Source organism: bacterium, assembly GCA_035945995.1.
Classification (GTDB): domain Bacteria; phylum Sysuimicrobiota; class Sysuimicrobiia; order Sysuimicrobiales; family Segetimicrobiaceae; genus DASSJF01.
Genome location: DASYZR010000096.1, coordinates 38367 through 54479, shown reverse-complemented (window position 1 = coordinate 54479; position 16113 = coordinate 38367). Strand labels below are relative to the sequence as shown.

Here is a 16113-nt window from a genome sequence, read left to right as displayed (position 1 = left end):
CGGGGCGCCGCGGCCGCTCCGTCCCCGGCGGGCGACCGGCCGGTGGCGGTGTCGTAGGATGTCGAGCCGCAAGCTCATGTTCTGGGGCCTCTTGATCGCCGCGGTGCTGACGCTGAGCCAGTTCCTCGCGGCCTGGCGGAGCTGGCGGACCGTCCCGACGTTCGATCACGCGGCGGCGGCCGCGGTCCTCGGCCTGGCGCTGGTGCTGGTCATGGGCTGGCTCGGATTCCTGCTCTACGAAGTGGACCGTGCGGCCGGCCGGGTTCGTCATCAAGTCGGCGTCTACGAGTGGGTGATCGCGATGCGCCGGACGGGACAGGAGGCCGCCTGCAGGCGGCCGGGGGTCCCGCGCCCGACGGGAGGAGCGGGCCGATGACCGACCGGGAAGCGAGATACGGGTCCTGGATCATCGCGCTCGCGCTGGTGAGTCTCGTTGCCGTCGTGACGATCGCCTGGGGCGAGCTCGTGGGACGCCGGCTGCTGGCCGGCGGCGCGATCGGCGTCGTGCTGCTGGCGTATTCCTTCATCCTTTTGTTCTTGAGGAAGGGAGGGTTCACAGGTGTATAGCCGGTTGCTCGCGCGCCTGCTCCAGTGGACGCTGCGGCTCGACGTCGCGATCAACCGCGTCTACCCGGAAGACTTCAATCCGCTGTACTACACCGGCGGGCTGGCCAACCTGTTCCTGACCGTGCTCGTGCTGTCGGGGATCTTTCTGTTCCTGTACTACATCCCGTCGTTCAACGACGCCTACACGTCGGTGCAGTTCATCACCGCGCAGGTCCCGTACGGGCAGGTCATCCGGGGCATCCACCGGTACGCCGCGGACGCGTTCATGATCGCGATCCTGCTGCATTTCTTCCGGAATTGGTTCACCGACCGGTTCCGGTTCTCACGGGACGAGCCGTGGCTGAGCGGCATGATGCTGATTCTGTTCTCGGGCTTTCTTGGGGTGACCGGATACGTGCTCGTGTGGGACCAGCGCGCCGAGCTGCTCGTCGCCATGACCGCGCGGATGCTCGGGGCGGTCCCGGTTGCCGGCGGCTGGCTGCAGTCCATCTTCCAGGGCAGCGCCGGGATCTCGAACCTGCTGCTGCCGCGGATGCTCTACCTGCACGTGGGCGCCGCGGTCGTGCTCTACGTGCTGCTGTGGTGGCACTACGTGCGGATCCGGCACCCGAAGGTGTGGCCGCCGGCCGTCTGGACGCTGTTCTCCCTGGGCCTCATCGTGCTGCTGACCGCGCTCGTGCCGGCGACCAGCCAGGCGCCGGCCCGCGCCACCGTTACGCCGACGACGCTCGCCGTCGACTGGTTGTTCCTGCTGCCGTACGTCGGTCTCAAGGTGCTGCCGCCGCTCGTGCTCGTCGCCCTGGCCGTCGTGATTACGGTCTACGGCCTCTACATCCCGTATCAACTGCCCGAAACGCCCCAGGCGCTCGGCATCCGCGATTCCGGCATCGCGCAGGTCATCGACGCCAACTGCACCGGCTGCGAACTGTGCTACTATGACTGTCCGTACAGCGCGATCGTCATGGTGCCGAGTCCGCATCCGGGGGTGACCAAGGCGGCCCAGGCCCGGAAGCTCTTCGCGATCGTGCTCGAATCGCGGTGCGTCGAGTGCGGCATCTGCATCGGTGCGTGCCCGTTCGAGGCGCTCGAGTTGCCGCGATTCTTGGAACGCGACATCCAGGAGAAGGTGGTGCAGGCATGCCGGAGCTAGCCCGGCGGGAACCCGCCGCCGGAACGGGCCGTCCGCGCATCGTCGGCTTTCTGTGCGATTTCGCGGTCGACGCCTCGGCCCTCGTGGCCCCGGACGGCACGATGCGGGACCTCCCCAACGTCACGCTGATCAACATCCCGTGCTCGGGGTTCATCCGGCCATCGTGGCTGGAGTTCGCCCTCCGCAACGGCGCCGAGGGCACGTTCGTCTGCGGCTGCCCGCTCGGCGACTGCTTCAACCGTTTCGGCAACAACCTGATCGGCGACCGCGTGGCACAGTTGCGGCGCCGGTTCGAGCGGCAGAAAATCCATCCCGATCGGATCGCGGCGATCTATTTCGGCCTGCACGATCAGGCGGGCTTCCTCGCGGCCGTTCGGGCGTTCAGCAACCAGGTCGCGCAACTGCCCGGTCCGGTCGTGCCGGCACCCCGGGCGGCGGCCCCGCGGCCCGCGGCCCGGCAGGGCGCCCCGGAGCCGCCCGGCACCCCGTCTGGCGCGGGGCAGGCCCCGTCTGGCGCCCCGTCTAGCGCCCCGTCTAGCGCGGGGCAGGCGGGGCAGGCGGACCAGGCGCAGGAGGAATCCTGAATGGCAGAGCATCGGCCGGCCGCGGACGCCGCCGGCGCCGCGCGCGCCTCGCAATCCCCATCGCAGAGCGTTATCTACTGGCGCTATCTGATCTTCTGGCTGCTTCTCTTCGGCCTGATCTACTTCGTCTCGCTCTACGGAATTGTCGCCGAAGCCTAACGGCCCGCGTCGGGAGCCGTTCGTGAGGGACGTTCTGGAGGCGCGACCGTGACGCAGGCCGCAGCGCTGGACCGCATCTACGCCCCGGTGCGCGAGGATCTTGAGGCCCTCGAGCGGCTGTTCCGCGCGGAACTGTCCTCGGAGGATGCGTTTATCGGCGAGCTTGTGACGCACGTCCTCACCACGCGGGGGAAGATGCTCCGGCCGGCGCTCGTCTGTCTCTCCGCCAAGGCCACGGGCGGCGGGAGCGCGGCGCGGCTCGGCGTCGCCGCCGCCGTCGAACTGATCCACGTGGCGTCGCTTATCCATGACGACGTGATCGACGCGGCCGATCGCCGCCGCGGGCTGGCTTCCGTGAACGCGGTGTGGGGCAATCAGGTCGCGGTCCTGCTCGGCGACTATCTCTTCAGCAAAGCCTTCCATATATTGGCGCGGCTGCGCGCGGACGACGTGGCCGCCGCGATGGCGGCCGCGACCGTGCGCATGGCCCAGGCCGAAATCAAGCAGATCAAGTACGGCAACACCGCCCACACCGACGAGGCCGTTTACTTCGACATCATCGACGGCAAGACGGCGGCGCTGACGAGCGCCGCGTGCCGGTGCGGGGCGCTGACGGCCGGCGCCCGGGCCGAGTCGGCCGAGGCCCTGGGCGCGTTTGGCCTCGAGTGGGGCATGGCGTTCCAGATTACCGACGATACGCTCGACGTCACCGCGAGCGCCGACCACCTCGGCAAGCCGATCGGCAGTGATATCCAAACCGGCAAAGTGACGCTGCCGGTCATCTACGCGCTGCGCGACGCGCCGGAGCCGGATGGCCGGCGGTTGCGGGAAATTCTCGACGCCGACGGGGCGGCGGGCCTCGGGGCCATCAACGGCGACGTGGGCGGCACCGCGGCCCGGGCGGCCGCCTGCGGCGCTGCTCCCGATGAGGTGCAGGGCATTCTCACGCGGAGCGGCGCGATCGACCGCGCACTCGCCGTCGCGCGCGACCGCGCGACGCGGGCCGCCCAGGCGCTCGCCGGCCTGCCGCCGTCCGCGGCGCGGGACAGTCTCGCCGCCCTCGTGGAGTTCGTCACGGTCCGCACCCGATGACGCGTCGCTGCGCCGGGCGCGCTCGCTCAGGCGCGTCCGCCCGGGGGTGGACCCGAGTCGTGACTTGCGGTCGCGGGAACGGTCGCCCATCCGGCGGCGCTTCGGTTTGTGGTGTATAATCGAGCCGGAGGTGCGTCATGGGGCCCAAGTTTTGGGAACTGATCATCGTGCTGGCGATCGTTATTCTGTTGTTTGGCCCGAGCCGGCTCGCGGGGTTGGGCGGGGCGGTCGGCAAGGCGATGCGAGAGTTCAAGGAAGCGACGAAGCCGGAGGAGCCCAAAGGCCCGTCGGCCGACCGAAGCGGCGAAACCGGCACGAAGGCCTGATCGGCATCGAACCGCGTCCGGCCGGTCCCCGCCGGGGGACGCCCGCCGGGCGCCGCCGAGTGGATATGGGATGGGAGCGGCAGCCCGCCGCTCCCGTTTTGTATGCGCGCCGCACGGCGGGGGTGCGCGGCGAAACTCCGTTATGCGCCCGCCGCCGGAGATGAGGGTGGCGAGGACCGCCAAGCGGACCGCGCGCGACCCGTGGTGGATCTTCATCATCGTCGTCGTCGCCGGGGCGATGCTGGGAAGCGTGGTGGCCGATGCGCTGGGGCAGTTCACGTATCTTGCACCGCTCGGGCACTCCGTCGCCTTCGGCATGGATCCGCCGGTCACGCTCGACCTCCGGGTCGTGACACTGACGCTCGGCTTCGTCGTCCGATTGAACCTCGGCATCGTGCTTGGTATAATCGCAGCGATATTCGTGTTTCGCGCGCTGTAGTCGGCTCGTCGTCCGATACACCGAGGGGTGGGGCGCGTCCCAAGGGGCGCCGGCTCCGCCCCGTTCTTTGTCTATCCGGCCTTCGAAGACGGGGGTGCTGTGACGTCGGCATCCGTGAGGGCGCCGCGAATCAAGGACCTGCCGGCCGAGCTGCGCCCGCGGGAACGGCTGCTCCGCCACGGCCCCGACGCCCTCAGCACGGCGGAACTCGTTGCGGTGCTGCTCCGGACCGGATCACCGGCCCGCAGCGCGCTCGACGTGGCGGCCGATCTGATCGGTCGGTACGGAGGCCTCGCTCGGCTGGCGGCGGCCGGCGTGCGCGAGTTGTGCGGGACCGACGGGGTCGGGCCGGTGAAGGCCCTGCATCTCCTCGCCGCGTTCGAGTTGGGCCGCCGGCTCGGCACGCTGCCCGCCCGGCGGCGTCCGCGCGTGTCCGGGCCGGCCGACGCCGCCTCGGTGGTGATGGACCGGCTGCGCTTCGCGGAGGTGGAGCGTTTCCTCGTCCTGCTGCTCAACACCCGGCACGAAGTCCTCGACGCGGTCGAAGTCACGCGGGGAGGGCTGGCGAGCTCACCGGTCCACCCGCGTGAGGTCTTCAAGATCGCCGTCCGCGAGGGCGCCGCGGCGGTCATTTTGGTGCATAATCACCCGTCGGGAGACCCGACGCCGAGCCGGGCCGATCTTGCGGTCACGGCGCGCTTGTGCCGGGCGGCGGCGGTATTGGGCATTCCGGTATTGGACCACCTGATCGTCGGAGACGGCCGGTGGGTCAGCCTGCGGGAACGGATGCCCCGAGGCTGGGAATGCGGCGGCGCGGACGCTCATGAGCGAGGCCGCGGCGGGCCTCGACGCGAACGGGAGGCCGTCGAAGGGTCGCCGTTCGCCGACGCCTAACTGGGGCACAGGCAGGATAGACGGGCCTCGCGGTCCGACAGGAGGCCGCCGGGAGGCGACCGGGGGCCCCGTGTCCAGACGGGGGAGGAGTGTGAGGGGAGTGCTGAACGGATTGCTGGCCCGATTCACCCGCGACATGGGAGTGGACCTCGGCACGGCCAACACGCTGGTCTACGTGCGGCGCGAGGGGGTCGTGCTGCGGGAGCCGTCGGTGGTGGCCCGGCGCGTCGACGGCGGCGAGGTGCTGGCCGTCGGTGAGGAGGCCAAGCGGATGATCGGCCGCACGCCCGGCGACATCATCGCGACGCGCCCGCTGCGCGACGGCGTGATCGCCGACTTCGACACGACGGCGTCCATGCTGGCCTACTTCATCCGCCGCGGGTTGCGGGGCCGCAGCCTGATGCGGCCCCGGGTGATCGTCGGCATCCCGAGCGGCGTCACCGAGGTGGAGAAGCGCGCCGTGATCGACGCGACGCTGCAGGCGGGCGCGCGCGAAGCCTACCTGATCGAGGAGCCGATGGCCGCGGCCATCGGCGCGGGCCTGCCGGTGTCGGAGCCCGTGGGGAGCATGGTCGTGGACGTCGGCGGCGGCACCACGGAGGTCGCCGTGATCGCGCTCGGCGGCATCGTGACCGCCCGAAGCATCCGCATCGCCGGCGACGAGATGGACGAGGCGATCATCCAATACGCCCGCAAGGCGTACAATCTGCTGATCGGCGAGCGCACCTCGGAAGACATCAAGATCAAGATCGGCTCCGCGTACCCGCAAAAGGACGAGCAGTCGATCGAGGTGCGCGGCCGCGACCTCGTGTCCGGGCTGCCGCGGACGGTACGCATGACCAGCAACGAGATCCGCGAGGCGATGGCGGAGCCGATCGCGGCGATCGTGGAGGCGCTAAAGATGACGCTGGAACGGACGCCGCCGGAACTCGCCGCCGACATCGTCGACCGCGGGATCATCATGGCCGGCGGCGGGTCGCTGTTGCGCGGACTGGACCGGCTGCTCAGCGAGGAGACCGGGATGCCGGTGATGCTGGCCGAGGATCCGCTGAGCGCCGTCGTGCTCGGCACCGGCCGCGCCCTCGAGGAGATCGAGACGCTGAAGAAGGTCTTGATCACGAGCAAGAAGATGTGACGTGTTGCAGTCGCCCACCCTGGTCCGCCGCCGGCTCCTCGTGGCGGCCACGCTCTGCGTGCTCGCGCTGGTGATCCTTACCACGCAACTGCGCGCCCCGGACGGCCGGCGCATCGGATGGATCGGCACCGCCGTCGAGGCGGTGCTGGCGCCGCCGGCCGTGGCGCTGGCGCGCATGAGCGGCACGTTCGTGGATGCGTGGTCGTTCATCACCGAAATCGGCACGCTGCGGACGGAAAATCAGCGCCTGCGGACCGAGGTGGCTCGCCTCCGTGAGGAAAACGCACGGCTGCGCCCGGACGCCCAGGAGAACGCGCACCTCCGGGCGCTCCTCGCATTCAAACAGCAGCTGCCGTACCGCGCGGTCGCCGCGCGGGTCGTCGGCCGCGATCCCAGCCGGTGGTTCAGTACGGTGCTCGTCGACCGCGGCGCGGCCGACGGCGTGCAGCGGGACGATCCCGTGATCACGAGCGACGGCGTCGTGGGCCACGTGGTCGAGACGGCGGGGGGATGGGCGCGCGTGCTGCTCGTCTCCGATCCGCGCAGCGCGGTGAGCGTCGTGCTCGAGCGGTCGCGCGAAGTGGGCGTCGCGCTCGGCCAGGGCCAGACGCCGCTCAAAGTGACGTACCTGTCGCGGGACGCCGACGTCCGGCCCGGGGACGTCATCCTCACCTCGGGACTCGGTCCGATCTATCCCCGCGGGCTGCCGCTCGCGACCGTCACCGGCGTGACCCGCGGGCCGATGTTTCAGGATGCGGTCGCCCGGCCGGCGACGGACCTCGGCCACCTGGAGGACGTCTTGATCGTTCTGCACGGCCCCGCCCGGTGACGCGCTTTGTGGTCTACGGGGTGGCGGCGGCGGCCGGGACCGTGCTGCAGACGGCGTGGCTCGGCTATCTGCCGCTCGGCGGCGGCATCGCCGATCCGCTGCTGCCCATCGTCATGACCGTGGGGCTGCTCCACGGATCCGAGGAAGGGGCCCTCGTCGGGGCGGGCATCGGCCTGCTGCACGACGTGATGTCGGGATCGCCCCTTGGGCTCGGCATGCTGGCCGCCGTCTCCGTCGGGTTTGTCGCGGGACTGGGCGAGCGAAGTCTTTCCGCGGAGAGCCTGTGGCTTCCGGCCGTCGGCGGTGTGGTGCTCACGGTGATAAGCGGGGCGCTCTCGGCCGGGGCCGCGCACCTCGTCGGGCTGCTGCAGGCGCCGCTTCCCGACGTCGCCCGGGCCGTCCTCGGGAGCGCATGCTATAATGGCGTCATCGCCGTGCCCATCTTCCGCGGACTCCGCCGGCTCGATGCGGCGTTGGTCCGTCTGTACGAGCGGTCTCACCCGGTCTGACCATGGAACGGGACGTCTTCGAACGCCGCCTGCTCACGCTGCTCGCCGTCGTCGGCCTGCTGCTCGGGATCCTGGTCATCCGCCTGTGGCAGGTGCAGATCGTCCAAGGCGATTATTTCCTCAGGCTGTCGGAGGAGAACCGCCTGCGGGTGACGCCGCTTGCGGCCCCCCGCGGGTCGCTCGTCGACCGGCACGGCCGCACGCTCGTCGCGAACCGCCCCGCCTTTACCGTGGCGCTGCTGCCGCTCGAGCTCCGCCACCCGGGGCCCGAAGCGGCCGCCCTCGGCAAGGTGCTCGGGATGGACCCCGCCGAGATCCTGTCGCGCCTGGCGGCGGGCCGCGACCGTCCGTTTGACCCCGTGCGGCTTCGGCGCGACGTGCCGAAAGAGATCGTCGCCGGGATCGAAGAGAGCCAGCTCGATCTGCCCGGGGTGCTGGTCGAGGTCGAGCCGGTGCGACAGTACCTTTACAAGACGCTCGGCGCGCACGCGTTCGGGTATGTCGGTGAAATCAACGAGCAGGAACTGCGGCGCCTGCGCGCCGCGGGGTATGAGTCCGGCGACCTGATCGGTAAGGACGGCGTCGAGCGGACGTACGACGCGTACCTTCGGGGCCGCAGCGGAGAGTTTCAGGCCGAGGTCGACGCGCAGGGGCACGTGGTCAGGACGCTCGGGACGGTCCCCGCGGTGCCCGGCGATACGGTCGCGCTCGGCCTCGACCTCGCGCTGCAGCAGGCCGCCGAGGCTGCGCTCGGCGATCGACCCGGCGCCGTCGTGGCGATGGATCCGCGCGACGGGGCGGTCGTGACCTTCGTCAGCCATCCGGCGTTCGACCCCAACGTGTTCTCGGCCGGGATCACGGCGGCGGCGTGGAACGGGTTGATGAAGGATCCGCGGCAGCCCCTGCTGGACCGGGCCGCCCAGGGCACGTATCCGCCCGGCTCGGTCTTCAAGATCGTCACCGCGTCGACCGCGCTCCAGCTCGGCCTGGTCCAGCCCGACAGCCGTTTTTTCTCGCCCGGTTACTACAACCTCGGCGGCTGGACGTTCCATGAATGGAAGGCCCTCGGCAACGTCAACTTCATCGACGCGATCGCGCTGTCGTGCGACGCGTGCTTCTATGAGCTTGCCCGGCGCGCCGGGCCGACCCAGATGGCCGCGTTCGCCCACATGTACGGTCTGGGGCAGTTGACGGACGTCGATCTTCCGGACGATAGCCGGGGCGTCGTGCCCGATCCCGCGTGGAAGCAGCGCGTGTGGAAGCAGCCGTGGTTCGGCGGCGACACGCTCAACATGGGAATCGGCCAGGGATACGTCCTCACGACGCCGCTGCAGGTGGCGCGGATGCTCGCCGCCGTCGCAAACGGCGGGACGTTGGTCACGCCGCATCTCGTGACGGAGATCCGCGGCCCGGACGGCCGGGTGATCGCGCGGATCACCCCGCCGCCGGCCGGTCACCTGCGGCTCAGCCCGGAGACGATGGCGGTGCTGCGGACCGGGCTCGCCGCCGTCGTCACGCGCGGGACCGCCACGAACGTCCAGATCCCCGGGCTCACCATCGCTGGCAAGACGGGCACCGCGGAGGCGGCTCACGGCAAGCCGGTCGCGTGGTTCGCCGCCTACGCGCCGGTCGACGCGCCCCGGCTCGTGGTGGTCGCGATGGTCGAGAACGCGGGGTTCGGTGACGAGTTCGCCGCGCCGATCGTGAAGCGGGTGCTGCAGGCGGCGTTCCCGCCCGCGCAGGGGGAGGCGCCCCGCGCCCCGCGCGGGGCCGCCGCCCAGGGGAGCCCCCACCCGTGAGCGTGGGTCTCGATCGCCGGGTCGTCCGGAACCTGGATCCGATCCTGCTCGGTTCGACCCTGGCGCTCTGCGTGTTCGGCCTCGTCATGGTCTACAGCACGACGCGCTACGGACCGCATCCGCTCGTCTTCGTCCGGAGCCAGATGCTCCACCTGGTCGTCGGCGTGGTGCTGGCCGCGGCGATCCTCCTCGTCGATTACCGCTCGTTCGGCTCCGGCGCCCGCCTGTTGTACGTGGTAAACCTCGCGCTGCTGGCGGCGGTGCTGGTGGCCGGCCGATCCAGTCTCGGCGCCCAACGCTGGATCGGGCTCGGGCCGCTCGGGCAGTTCCAGCCGTCGGAGTTCGCCAAACTGGCCATCGTGATCACGCTCGCCCGGCATCTGTCCGAACGTCCGGGTCCGTACACCTCGGTCCGCGACCTCGTGCCGTTCCTGGCGCATATCGCGCCGCCCATGTTGCTGATCTTCCGGCAGCCGGACCTCGGGACCGCCCTTGTGTACGCGGCGATCTTCGCCGGGATGCTCTATGCCGGGGGCGCGCGGCGGCGGGATTTGGCGCTCCTCGGCGTCGCCGGCGCCGGGGTGACGCCGCTGCTCTGGCACGTGTTCAAGGAATATCAGCGGCGGCGGTTGCTCGCGTTCCTCGATCCGGCGCTCGACCCGCGCGGCTCCGGCTACGGTATCATCCAGTCCAAGATCGCGGTCGGCAGCGGGATGCTGTGGGGCAAGGGGCTCTTCGCCGGGACCCAAAACGTGCTGCAGTTCGTGCCGGAGCACCACACCGACTTCATCTTCTCAGTCGTCGGCGAGGAGCTCGGGTTCATCGGCGCCCTGCTACTGCTCGTGTTGTTCTACGTCTGGCTGGCGCGCGGGCTCCGCGCCGCCGCGGTGGCGCGGGATCGGTTCGGCGCGCTCATGGCCGTCGGGATCGTGTCCATGGTCGCATTCCACGTCTTCGTCAACATCGGGATGACGGTCGGGATCATGCCCATCACCGGCATTCCACTGCCGTTCATCAGTTACGGGGGCAGCGCGCTCATGACGATGATTTGGGCGGCGGCTCTACTGCTCAACATCGCGATGCGGCGGCAGAAGATCCTCTTCTAAGCGGTCGGGGGTGGGCATGGCCAGGGTCATCATCGCCAACGTCGAGCCGTTCGAGGTGCGGGTGGCCGTCCTCGAGGACGGCGCCGTCGTCGGCGTGCTCATCGAGCGGGAGGAGCCCCTCGCCGGCAACGTGTACAAGGGCCGCGTGGCCAGCGTGCTGCCGGGCATGGAGGCCGCGTTCGTCGACGTGGGGCTCGATCGCAACGCGTTCCTGCACCTGTCCGACATTCGGAGCCGCCGGATCGCCCCGTTCGGCGACGCCGAGGAGGTCGAGGACCAGATCGGCCGCGGATCGGTGATCGCCGAGCGGTTGCGCGTGGGTCAGGAGATCCTGGTGCAGGTGACCAAGGAGCCGCGCGGCAGCAAGGGGGCGCGGGCGACGACCTACGTGGCGCTGCCGGGCCACTATCTTGTGCTCACCCCGACGGTGCCCGGCATCGGCGTCAGCCGCAAAATCGACGACGAGCAGGAACGCCGCCGGCTGCGCGCGATTGCCGAACGGCTGCGGCCCGAAGCGATGGGGCTGATCGTGCGCACCGCCGCCGAAGGGATGGCGGAGTCCGAGCTCGCCGACGACGTCCGCTTCCTGCTGCAGCTGTGGGGAAGCGTGGCCGAGCGGGCGCGCGACGCCCGCGCCCCGGCGCTGCTCTATCAGGACCTCGGGCTGATCCGGCGCGTCGTGCGCGACCTGTTCACCGGCGAGGTGGAGCGGTTTCTGGTGGATTCACGCGACGAGTGGCAGCGCGTGCGCGATCTCGTCGGGGCGTTCGCCCCCGAGCTCGCGGACCGGGTGGAGCTCCACGAGGAGCCGGTCCCGATCTTCGAGGCGCACCAGGTCGAACGCGAGATCGAGCGGGCGCTCCACCGGAAAGTGTGGCTCCGCAGCGGCGGGTACGTGGTCTTCGACCGCACCGAGGCGGCGACCGTCATCGACGTGAACACCGGCAAATACGTCGGCAAGACCGACCTCGCGACCACGATCGTGAAGACGAACGTCGAGGCCGCGCGTGAGATCGCCCGCCAGATCCGCCTGCGGGACATCGGCGGCATGATCCTCATCGACTTCATCGACATGGAGTCCGTCCAGCACCGCCGCGCGGTCCTCGACGCGCTCGCGGACGCCGTGCGCGCGGACCGCACGAAGATCCACATCATCGATCTCACCGGGCTCGGGCTCGTCGAGATGACGCGCAAGCGCGTCTACCAGGATCTGGAAGAGCTGATGCGGATTCCGTGTCCGTACTGCGAGGGCCGCGGCCGGGTGCTGTCGCCGCGCAGCGTCGCCGTGCGGGTGCGGCGAGAACTGCGCCGGCTCGCGCAGACGGCGCGCGCCGCGTTCGTGGTCGCCGAGGTGCATCCCGAGGTGGCGGCGTTGCTCGAGCAGGACGCGGCGTGGCGTCAGGCGGTGGAGCAGGGGACCGGCAAGCGCCTGCTCGTGCTCCCGCGGCCCGGCATCCACATCGACCGCGCCAACATCCGGCAGGCCGACACGCCGGAGGGCGCGGCCCGGCAGGCCGCGCAGGCGGACGGGGCCGGCGCCGCCGTGTGGCTGGATCCCGTGCGCGGCGAAGTCCTGGACGTGCCGGACGACGAGCGGGTCGATGCGCGGATGCTGCGTTCGACCGAGCCGCGGCGTCCCGGGATCCTCGGACGGCTGTGGGATTGGCTCCGGGGCCGCCGCGCCACGCCCGCCCCCCAGCCGGCGCGCGCGGAACCGGTGCCGCTGTCGTTGGCGCCGCACGAGGACCGGGTGCGGCCGCGACGCCGGGGGCGCGGGCGGCGGGCCCGGCAGGGCGTGCCTCGCGGGCGCCGCTGAATCAAACCACCCTGGGCGGATCCAGGGCGAATCTCCGACGGCAGATTCAATACAGGCCCGGAATCAGCCGTGACGTCCGTGAACGGTAGGCACGGTACTCGTCGCCAAACTGCGTGCCCAGCAGCTTTTCCTCTGAGCGAATCCGCGCGACGACCGGCACCAGCGTAAGTACGGTCAGAATCAGACCGACGCCCGAGCGAAAAGCCAAGGCCCATCCCAGCGTCGTGACCAGCAGGCCCAGATAACTGGGGTGGCGGACCACACGGTAGATCCCGGTCGTGACCAGGGCATGCTCGGGCTGGATGGCGACTAACCCGCTGAACCGGCGGCCGAGCACGAAGACCGGCCAGAGCCGTAGCGCGCCGCCCGCGGCGAATAAAACGACTCCGAGCCACCGGATGGAATCGCCGTCTACTGTCCGGAACCCGGTGTGGTCCGTCCACGCCGGGAGGTAGGCGTCCAGCAGCCCAATCACTCCCAGGGCCGCGATAACCCAGCGGTTGGAGCGATCCTCGTGCTGGCCCGGGCTCAAATTCCCGTCGGCAAAAAACGCTACACACGCCAGGACCAGCACCGCGATCGCGAGCGCGGTCAGCGCCGGGTGGGAGAAGAACGGCGCAATCCCATCCCAGCCGACCACGGCCAGGGCAAGATACGCTATGGTGGGAAGAATGACGAACGCAACCCGCGCGGCCGGTCTCATACGTAACTCCCCGATGCAGGACGATGCCGCGTTGCCACATTCGCGGCCGGCGTCTCCCGCCAAAGTTATTTCCCCGCTTCCTGCGGAGACGTTTGCGACGGCCGCCGCGATGATCTGCGCTTCCGCGTCTTTCCCGGGCTGGTACGGTCGAACCGCGTTCGTTTGACACTGCCGGAGGGTCCGTGCTACGATCTCGTGGGCATTTGGGCCGGCAAGACGACAGGATGGTGGGACAGGCATGTACGCGGTGATTGACAGGGGCGGCAAGCAGATGCGCGTCGAGGAGGGCCAGGTCCTCGAAGTGGACCGTCTGGCGGAGGATGCGGGGGCCGAGGTCGTGCTGGGGCGCGTACTGATGGTCGTCGATGCCGACCAGGTGCGGTGCGGGACGCCGGTCGTCGACGGCGCGCGGGTCACGGCCCGGGTGCTGTCGCACGGGCGGATGCGGAAGGTGATCGTCGGCAAGTTCCGGCCGAAGAAGCACTATCGCCGCCGGGTCGGGCACCGGCAACCGCTGAGCCGGGTGCGGATCGAGCGGATCGACGTAGCGGGAGGGGCCGACCGTGGCGCATAAGAAGGGCGGCAGCAGCTCCCGGAACGGACGTGACAGCAACGCGCAGCGGCTCGGGATCAAGCGGTTCGCAGGACAGGCGGTACCGGCCGGCAGCGTCCTCGTGCGCCAGCGCGGGACCCGCTACCGTCCCGGGGTCAACGTCGGCCGCGGCCGCGACGACACGCTGTTTGCGCTCGCCGACGGGATCGTCCGCTTCGAGCGGCGCGGCCGCGACGGCCGGCAGGTCTCGGTCTACCCGGCCGGCGCTTAACGGCGAGGGCAAAATTTGGGGCTCCGGGCGCACCCGCGCCCGGAGCCCTCGCATGTTCCCGCTCTATGTTCATTGATCGCGCCCGAATCCACGTGACGGCCGGCTCCGGCGGCAACGGGGTGGTCGCGTTTCGCCGCGAGAAATTCGTGCCAAAGGGGGGGCCCTCCGGCGGCGACGGCGGCCGCGGCGGCAACGTGATTTTGCGCGTGGATCCCGGCCTCAACACGCTCCTGCCGTTTCGGTACCGCCGCCTTTTCCGCGCCTCGCGCGGCGCCCACGGCGAGGGCTCCCGGCGGAGCGGCCGCGCGGGCCGCGACGTGGTGGTCGCCGTGCCGGCCGGTACCCTGGTCCTGGACGAGGCCACCGGGACCGTGGTCGCCGATCTCCTGCGGCCGGGTGATGAAATTACGGTCGCGCGCGGCGGGCGGGGGGGACGCGGCAACGCGCATTTCGCGACGCCGACGCAGCGCGCGCCGCGGAAGGCGGAGCCCGGGGAGCCCGGGGAGGAGCGCATGCTCCGGCTCGAGCTGCGGCTCATCGCCGACGTCGGGGTGGTGGGCCTGCCCAACGCCGGAAAGTCGTCGTTGTTGGCCCGGATCTCCGCGGCGCGTCCGAAGATCGCCGACTATCCGTTTACGACCACCGAGCCGATGCTCGGCGTCGTACCGCTGCCCGACAGGGACGGCATCGTCGTGGCCGACATCCCCGGCCTGATCGAAGGGGCGCACAGCGGCGCCGGACTCGGGCACGAATTTCTCCGGCACATCGAACGCACCCGCGTGCTGGTCCATCTCGTGGACCTGAGCGCGCCCGACCCCGCGGCGGCGGTGGCCACGGTCACCCACGAACTGCGGGAGCATGCGCCGGCGCTCGTCACGCGCCCCGCGCTCCTGGTCGGCAACAAGATCGACCTGCCGGAGGCGCGGGCCCGGGTCGGGGCCTTCCTCGCCGCCCAGACGGCGCAGGGACGCACCGCGTTGGCGATCTCGGCGGCGACGGGCGAAGGCATCCCCGAGTTCATCGCCGCGTTGGTGCGGCTGCTGCGCACGGCGGCGAAGGAGGCGCTCCCGGCGGCCGAGAACACCGCCCCGGGCCGGCATGCGGCGGGAGGTGGCTGTGGGTAGAGTCGGGATCATGGGCGGCACGTTTGATCCCGTGCACTACGGCCACCTGGTGACCGCCGACGAGGCCTGCTGGCGGTTCGGTCTCCGCGCCGTGATTTTTGTGCCGAACCGTCACCCCCCGCACAAAGACCCCCACGACGTGTCCGAGCCCGAGCACCGGTACCTCATGACGTTCCTCGCGACCGCCACGAATCCGCGGTTCGCCGTGTCCCGGATCGAAATCGACCGGCCGGGACCGTCGTATACGATCGACACCATCCACGAGCTCCGCCGGCAGTACCCGGAAGACGATCTGTACTACATCACCGGGGCGGACGCCCTCGAGCAGATCCTCCGCGGCGAATGGCACGAGACCGCGGCGCTCCTCGGACTGTGCCGGTTCATCGCCGCGAACCGGCCGGGGTACCGGCTCGACCCCGAGCAGTGGTCCACGATCGCGGCGCCGTTCCGGGCGCATCTGCACAACGTGCACACGATGGAGATTCCGGCGATGGCGATCAGCAGTACCGACATCCGGTCGCGCGTCCGTGACGGACGGCCGATCCGGTACCTCGTGCCCGAGGGCGTGGAAGGGTACATCGTCAAGCACCGCCTGTACGCGCCGGCCCCGGCGTCCGCGGCGACCCCCGCTCACCCCGCTCGCGAGGCCCCTGGCAAGGGGCAGGCAGGAGGGCAGGCCGGGGCGCCCTCCGGCGGTTCCGCCGGAGGGACGTAGGTGGACTCCCGGCGGAAGGCGTTGCTGGCCGCGGACGTGGCGGAAGCGAAGCTCGCGGCCGACGTCGTCGTCATGGACCTTCAGGAGCAGACGCCCATCACGGACTTTTTCGTGATCGCGAGCGGCACCACGCGCGTCCAGATTCGCGCGATCACGGAGGCGGTGGAACACGCGTTGGAGGAAGCCGGGGCCGCGCGGCCGAGGGCGGAAGGGCGGGACGACGGCCGCTGGGTGCTGCTCGATTTCGGCGACGTGGTCGTGCACATCATGAACCCGCGCGAGCGCGAATACTACAATCTGGAGCGCCTGTGGGGCGACACGCCGATCCTCGAACGTTAGCGG

Annotated in this window: 21 protein-coding genes; 20 read left to right on the top strand and 1 reads right to left on the bottom strand. The window is 70.5% G+C overall.

Annotated elements, in window-relative coordinates; genetic code table 11:
* The 15 genes from VGZ23_10225 to VGZ23_10155 all read left to right on the top strand — a co-directional run.
* Window positions 1–376: hypothetical protein (locus tag VGZ23_10225; protein ID HEV2357968.1), on the top strand; the 376-nt coding region annotated here is incomplete at its 5' end.
* The gene (locus VGZ23_10220; GenBank protein HEV2357967.1) at window positions 373–567 is read left to right on the top strand and encodes a hypothetical protein; all 195 of its coding nucleotides are present in this window, start codon (window positions 373–375) and stop codon (window positions 565–567) included. The genes VGZ23_10225 and VGZ23_10220, both read left to right, overlap by 4 nt.
* Window positions 560–1717, top strand: a complete 1158-nt coding sequence (locus tag VGZ23_10215) for a cytochrome b N-terminal domain-containing protein (GenBank protein HEV2357966.1) — start codon at window positions 560–562, stop codon at window positions 1715–1717. The genes VGZ23_10220 and VGZ23_10215 overlap by 8 nt, the downstream gene beginning before the upstream one ends.
* Window positions 1705–2301 carry a hydrogenase iron-sulfur subunit gene (locus VGZ23_10210; GenBank protein HEV2357965.1) on the top strand — a complete coding sequence of 199 codons (597 nt, stop codon included), beginning with the start codon at window positions 1705–1707 and terminating at the stop codon, window positions 2299–2301. Before VGZ23_10215 ends, VGZ23_10210 begins: the two co-directional genes overlap by 13 nt.
* Window positions 2302–2460, top strand: a complete 159-nt coding sequence (locus VGZ23_10205) for a hypothetical protein (GenBank protein HEV2357964.1) — start codon at window positions 2302–2304, stop codon at window positions 2458–2460.
* Window positions 2461–2508: 48 nt separating this feature from the next.
* Window positions 2509–3552 carry a polyprenyl synthetase family protein gene (locus tag VGZ23_10200; GenBank protein HEV2357963.1) on the top strand — a complete coding sequence of 348 codons (1044 nt, stop codon included), beginning with the start codon at window positions 2509–2511 and terminating at the stop codon, window positions 3550–3552.
* Window positions 3553–3689: 137 nt separating this feature from the next.
* Window positions 3690–3878 carry a twin-arginine translocase TatA/TatE family subunit gene (locus tag VGZ23_10195; protein ID HEV2357962.1) on the top strand — a complete coding sequence of 63 codons (189 nt, stop codon included), beginning with the start codon at window positions 3690–3692 and terminating at the stop codon, window positions 3876–3878.
* Between the two features lie 166 nt (window positions 3879–4044).
* Window positions 4045–4317, top strand: a complete 273-nt coding sequence (locus tag VGZ23_10190; GenBank protein ID HEV2357961.1) for a DUF4321 domain-containing protein — start codon at window positions 4045–4047, stop codon at window positions 4315–4317.
* Between the two features lie 114 nt (window positions 4318–4431).
* The gene (radC, locus tag VGZ23_10185) at window positions 4432–5211 is read left to right on the top strand and encodes a DNA repair protein RadC (GenBank protein ID HEV2357960.1); all 780 of its coding nucleotides are present in this window, start codon (window positions 4432–4434) and stop codon (window positions 5209–5211) included.
* A 91-nt stretch (window positions 5212–5302) separates the two neighbouring features.
* Entirely contained in the window at window positions 5303–6346 is a 1044-nt protein-coding gene (locus VGZ23_10180) for a rod shape-determining protein (GenBank protein HEV2357959.1), read from the top strand.
* Window position 6347: 1 nt separating this feature from the next.
* Window positions 6348–7175 (top strand): rod shape-determining protein MreC, encoded by an 828-nt coding sequence (gene mreC / locus VGZ23_10175; GenBank protein ID HEV2357958.1) that lies wholly within the window; start codon window positions 6348–6350, stop codon window positions 7173–7175.
* Window positions 7172–7684, top strand: a complete 513-nt coding sequence (gene mreD, locus VGZ23_10170) for a rod shape-determining protein MreD (GenBank protein HEV2357957.1) — start codon at window positions 7172–7174, stop codon at window positions 7682–7684. Before mreC ends, mreD begins: the two co-directional genes overlap by 4 nt.
* Window positions 7685–7686: 2 nt before the next feature.
* Window positions 7687–9483, top strand: coding sequence for a penicillin-binding protein 2 (mrdA, locus tag VGZ23_10165; GenBank protein ID HEV2357956.1), 1797 nt, complete (start codon window positions 7687–7689; stop codon window positions 9481–9483).
* The gene (rodA, locus tag VGZ23_10160) at window positions 9480–10589 is read left to right on the top strand and encodes a rod shape-determining protein RodA (protein HEV2357955.1); all 1110 of its coding nucleotides are present in this window, start codon (window positions 9480–9482) and stop codon (window positions 10587–10589) included. Before mrdA ends, rodA begins: the two co-directional genes overlap by 4 nt.
* Before the next feature lie 16 nt (window positions 10590–10605).
* Entirely contained in the window at window positions 10606–12405 is a 1800-nt protein-coding gene (locus VGZ23_10155) for an Rne/Rng family ribonuclease (GenBank protein ID HEV2357954.1), read from the top strand.
* Window positions 12406–12451: 46 nt separating this feature from the next.
* Here the strand turns inward: VGZ23_10155 and VGZ23_10150 are convergent, their stop codons facing one another.
* Complete coding sequence (locus VGZ23_10150; GenBank protein HEV2357953.1) at window positions 12452–13108, bottom strand: isoprenylcysteine carboxylmethyltransferase family protein; 657 nt, start codon at window positions 13106–13108, stop codon at window positions 12452–12454.
* Between the two features lie 238 nt (window positions 13109–13346).
* Here VGZ23_10150 and rplU point away from each other — a divergent pair, with 238 nt between their 5' ends.
* From rplU to rsfS, 5 genes are all read left to right on the top strand, one after another.
* On the top strand, window positions 13347–13682 hold the full coding sequence (gene rplU / locus VGZ23_10145) for a 50S ribosomal protein L21 (GenBank protein ID HEV2357952.1): 336 nt from the start codon (window positions 13347–13349) through the stop codon (window positions 13680–13682).
* On the top strand, window positions 13672–13932 hold the full coding sequence (gene rpmA, locus VGZ23_10140; GenBank protein HEV2357951.1) for a 50S ribosomal protein L27: 261 nt from the start codon (window positions 13672–13674) through the stop codon (window positions 13930–13932). The genes rplU and rpmA overlap by 11 nt, the downstream gene beginning before the upstream one ends.
* A gap of 65 nt (window positions 13933–13997) precedes the next feature.
* On the top strand, window positions 13998–15056 hold the full coding sequence (gene obgE, locus VGZ23_10135; protein HEV2357950.1) for a GTPase ObgE: 1059 nt from the start codon (window positions 13998–14000) through the stop codon (window positions 15054–15056).
* Window positions 15049–15771 carry a nicotinate-nucleotide adenylyltransferase gene (gene nadD, locus VGZ23_10130; protein ID HEV2357949.1) on the top strand — a complete coding sequence of 241 codons (723 nt, stop codon included), beginning with the start codon at window positions 15049–15051 and terminating at the stop codon, window positions 15769–15771. Before obgE ends, nadD begins: the two co-directional genes overlap by 8 nt.
* Complete coding sequence (gene rsfS, locus VGZ23_10125) at window positions 15772–16110, top strand: ribosome silencing factor (GenBank protein HEV2357948.1); 339 nt, start codon at window positions 15772–15774, stop codon at window positions 16108–16110. It abuts the gene before it with no gap.
* The last annotated feature ends 3 nt before the right edge of the window (window positions 16111–16113 follow it).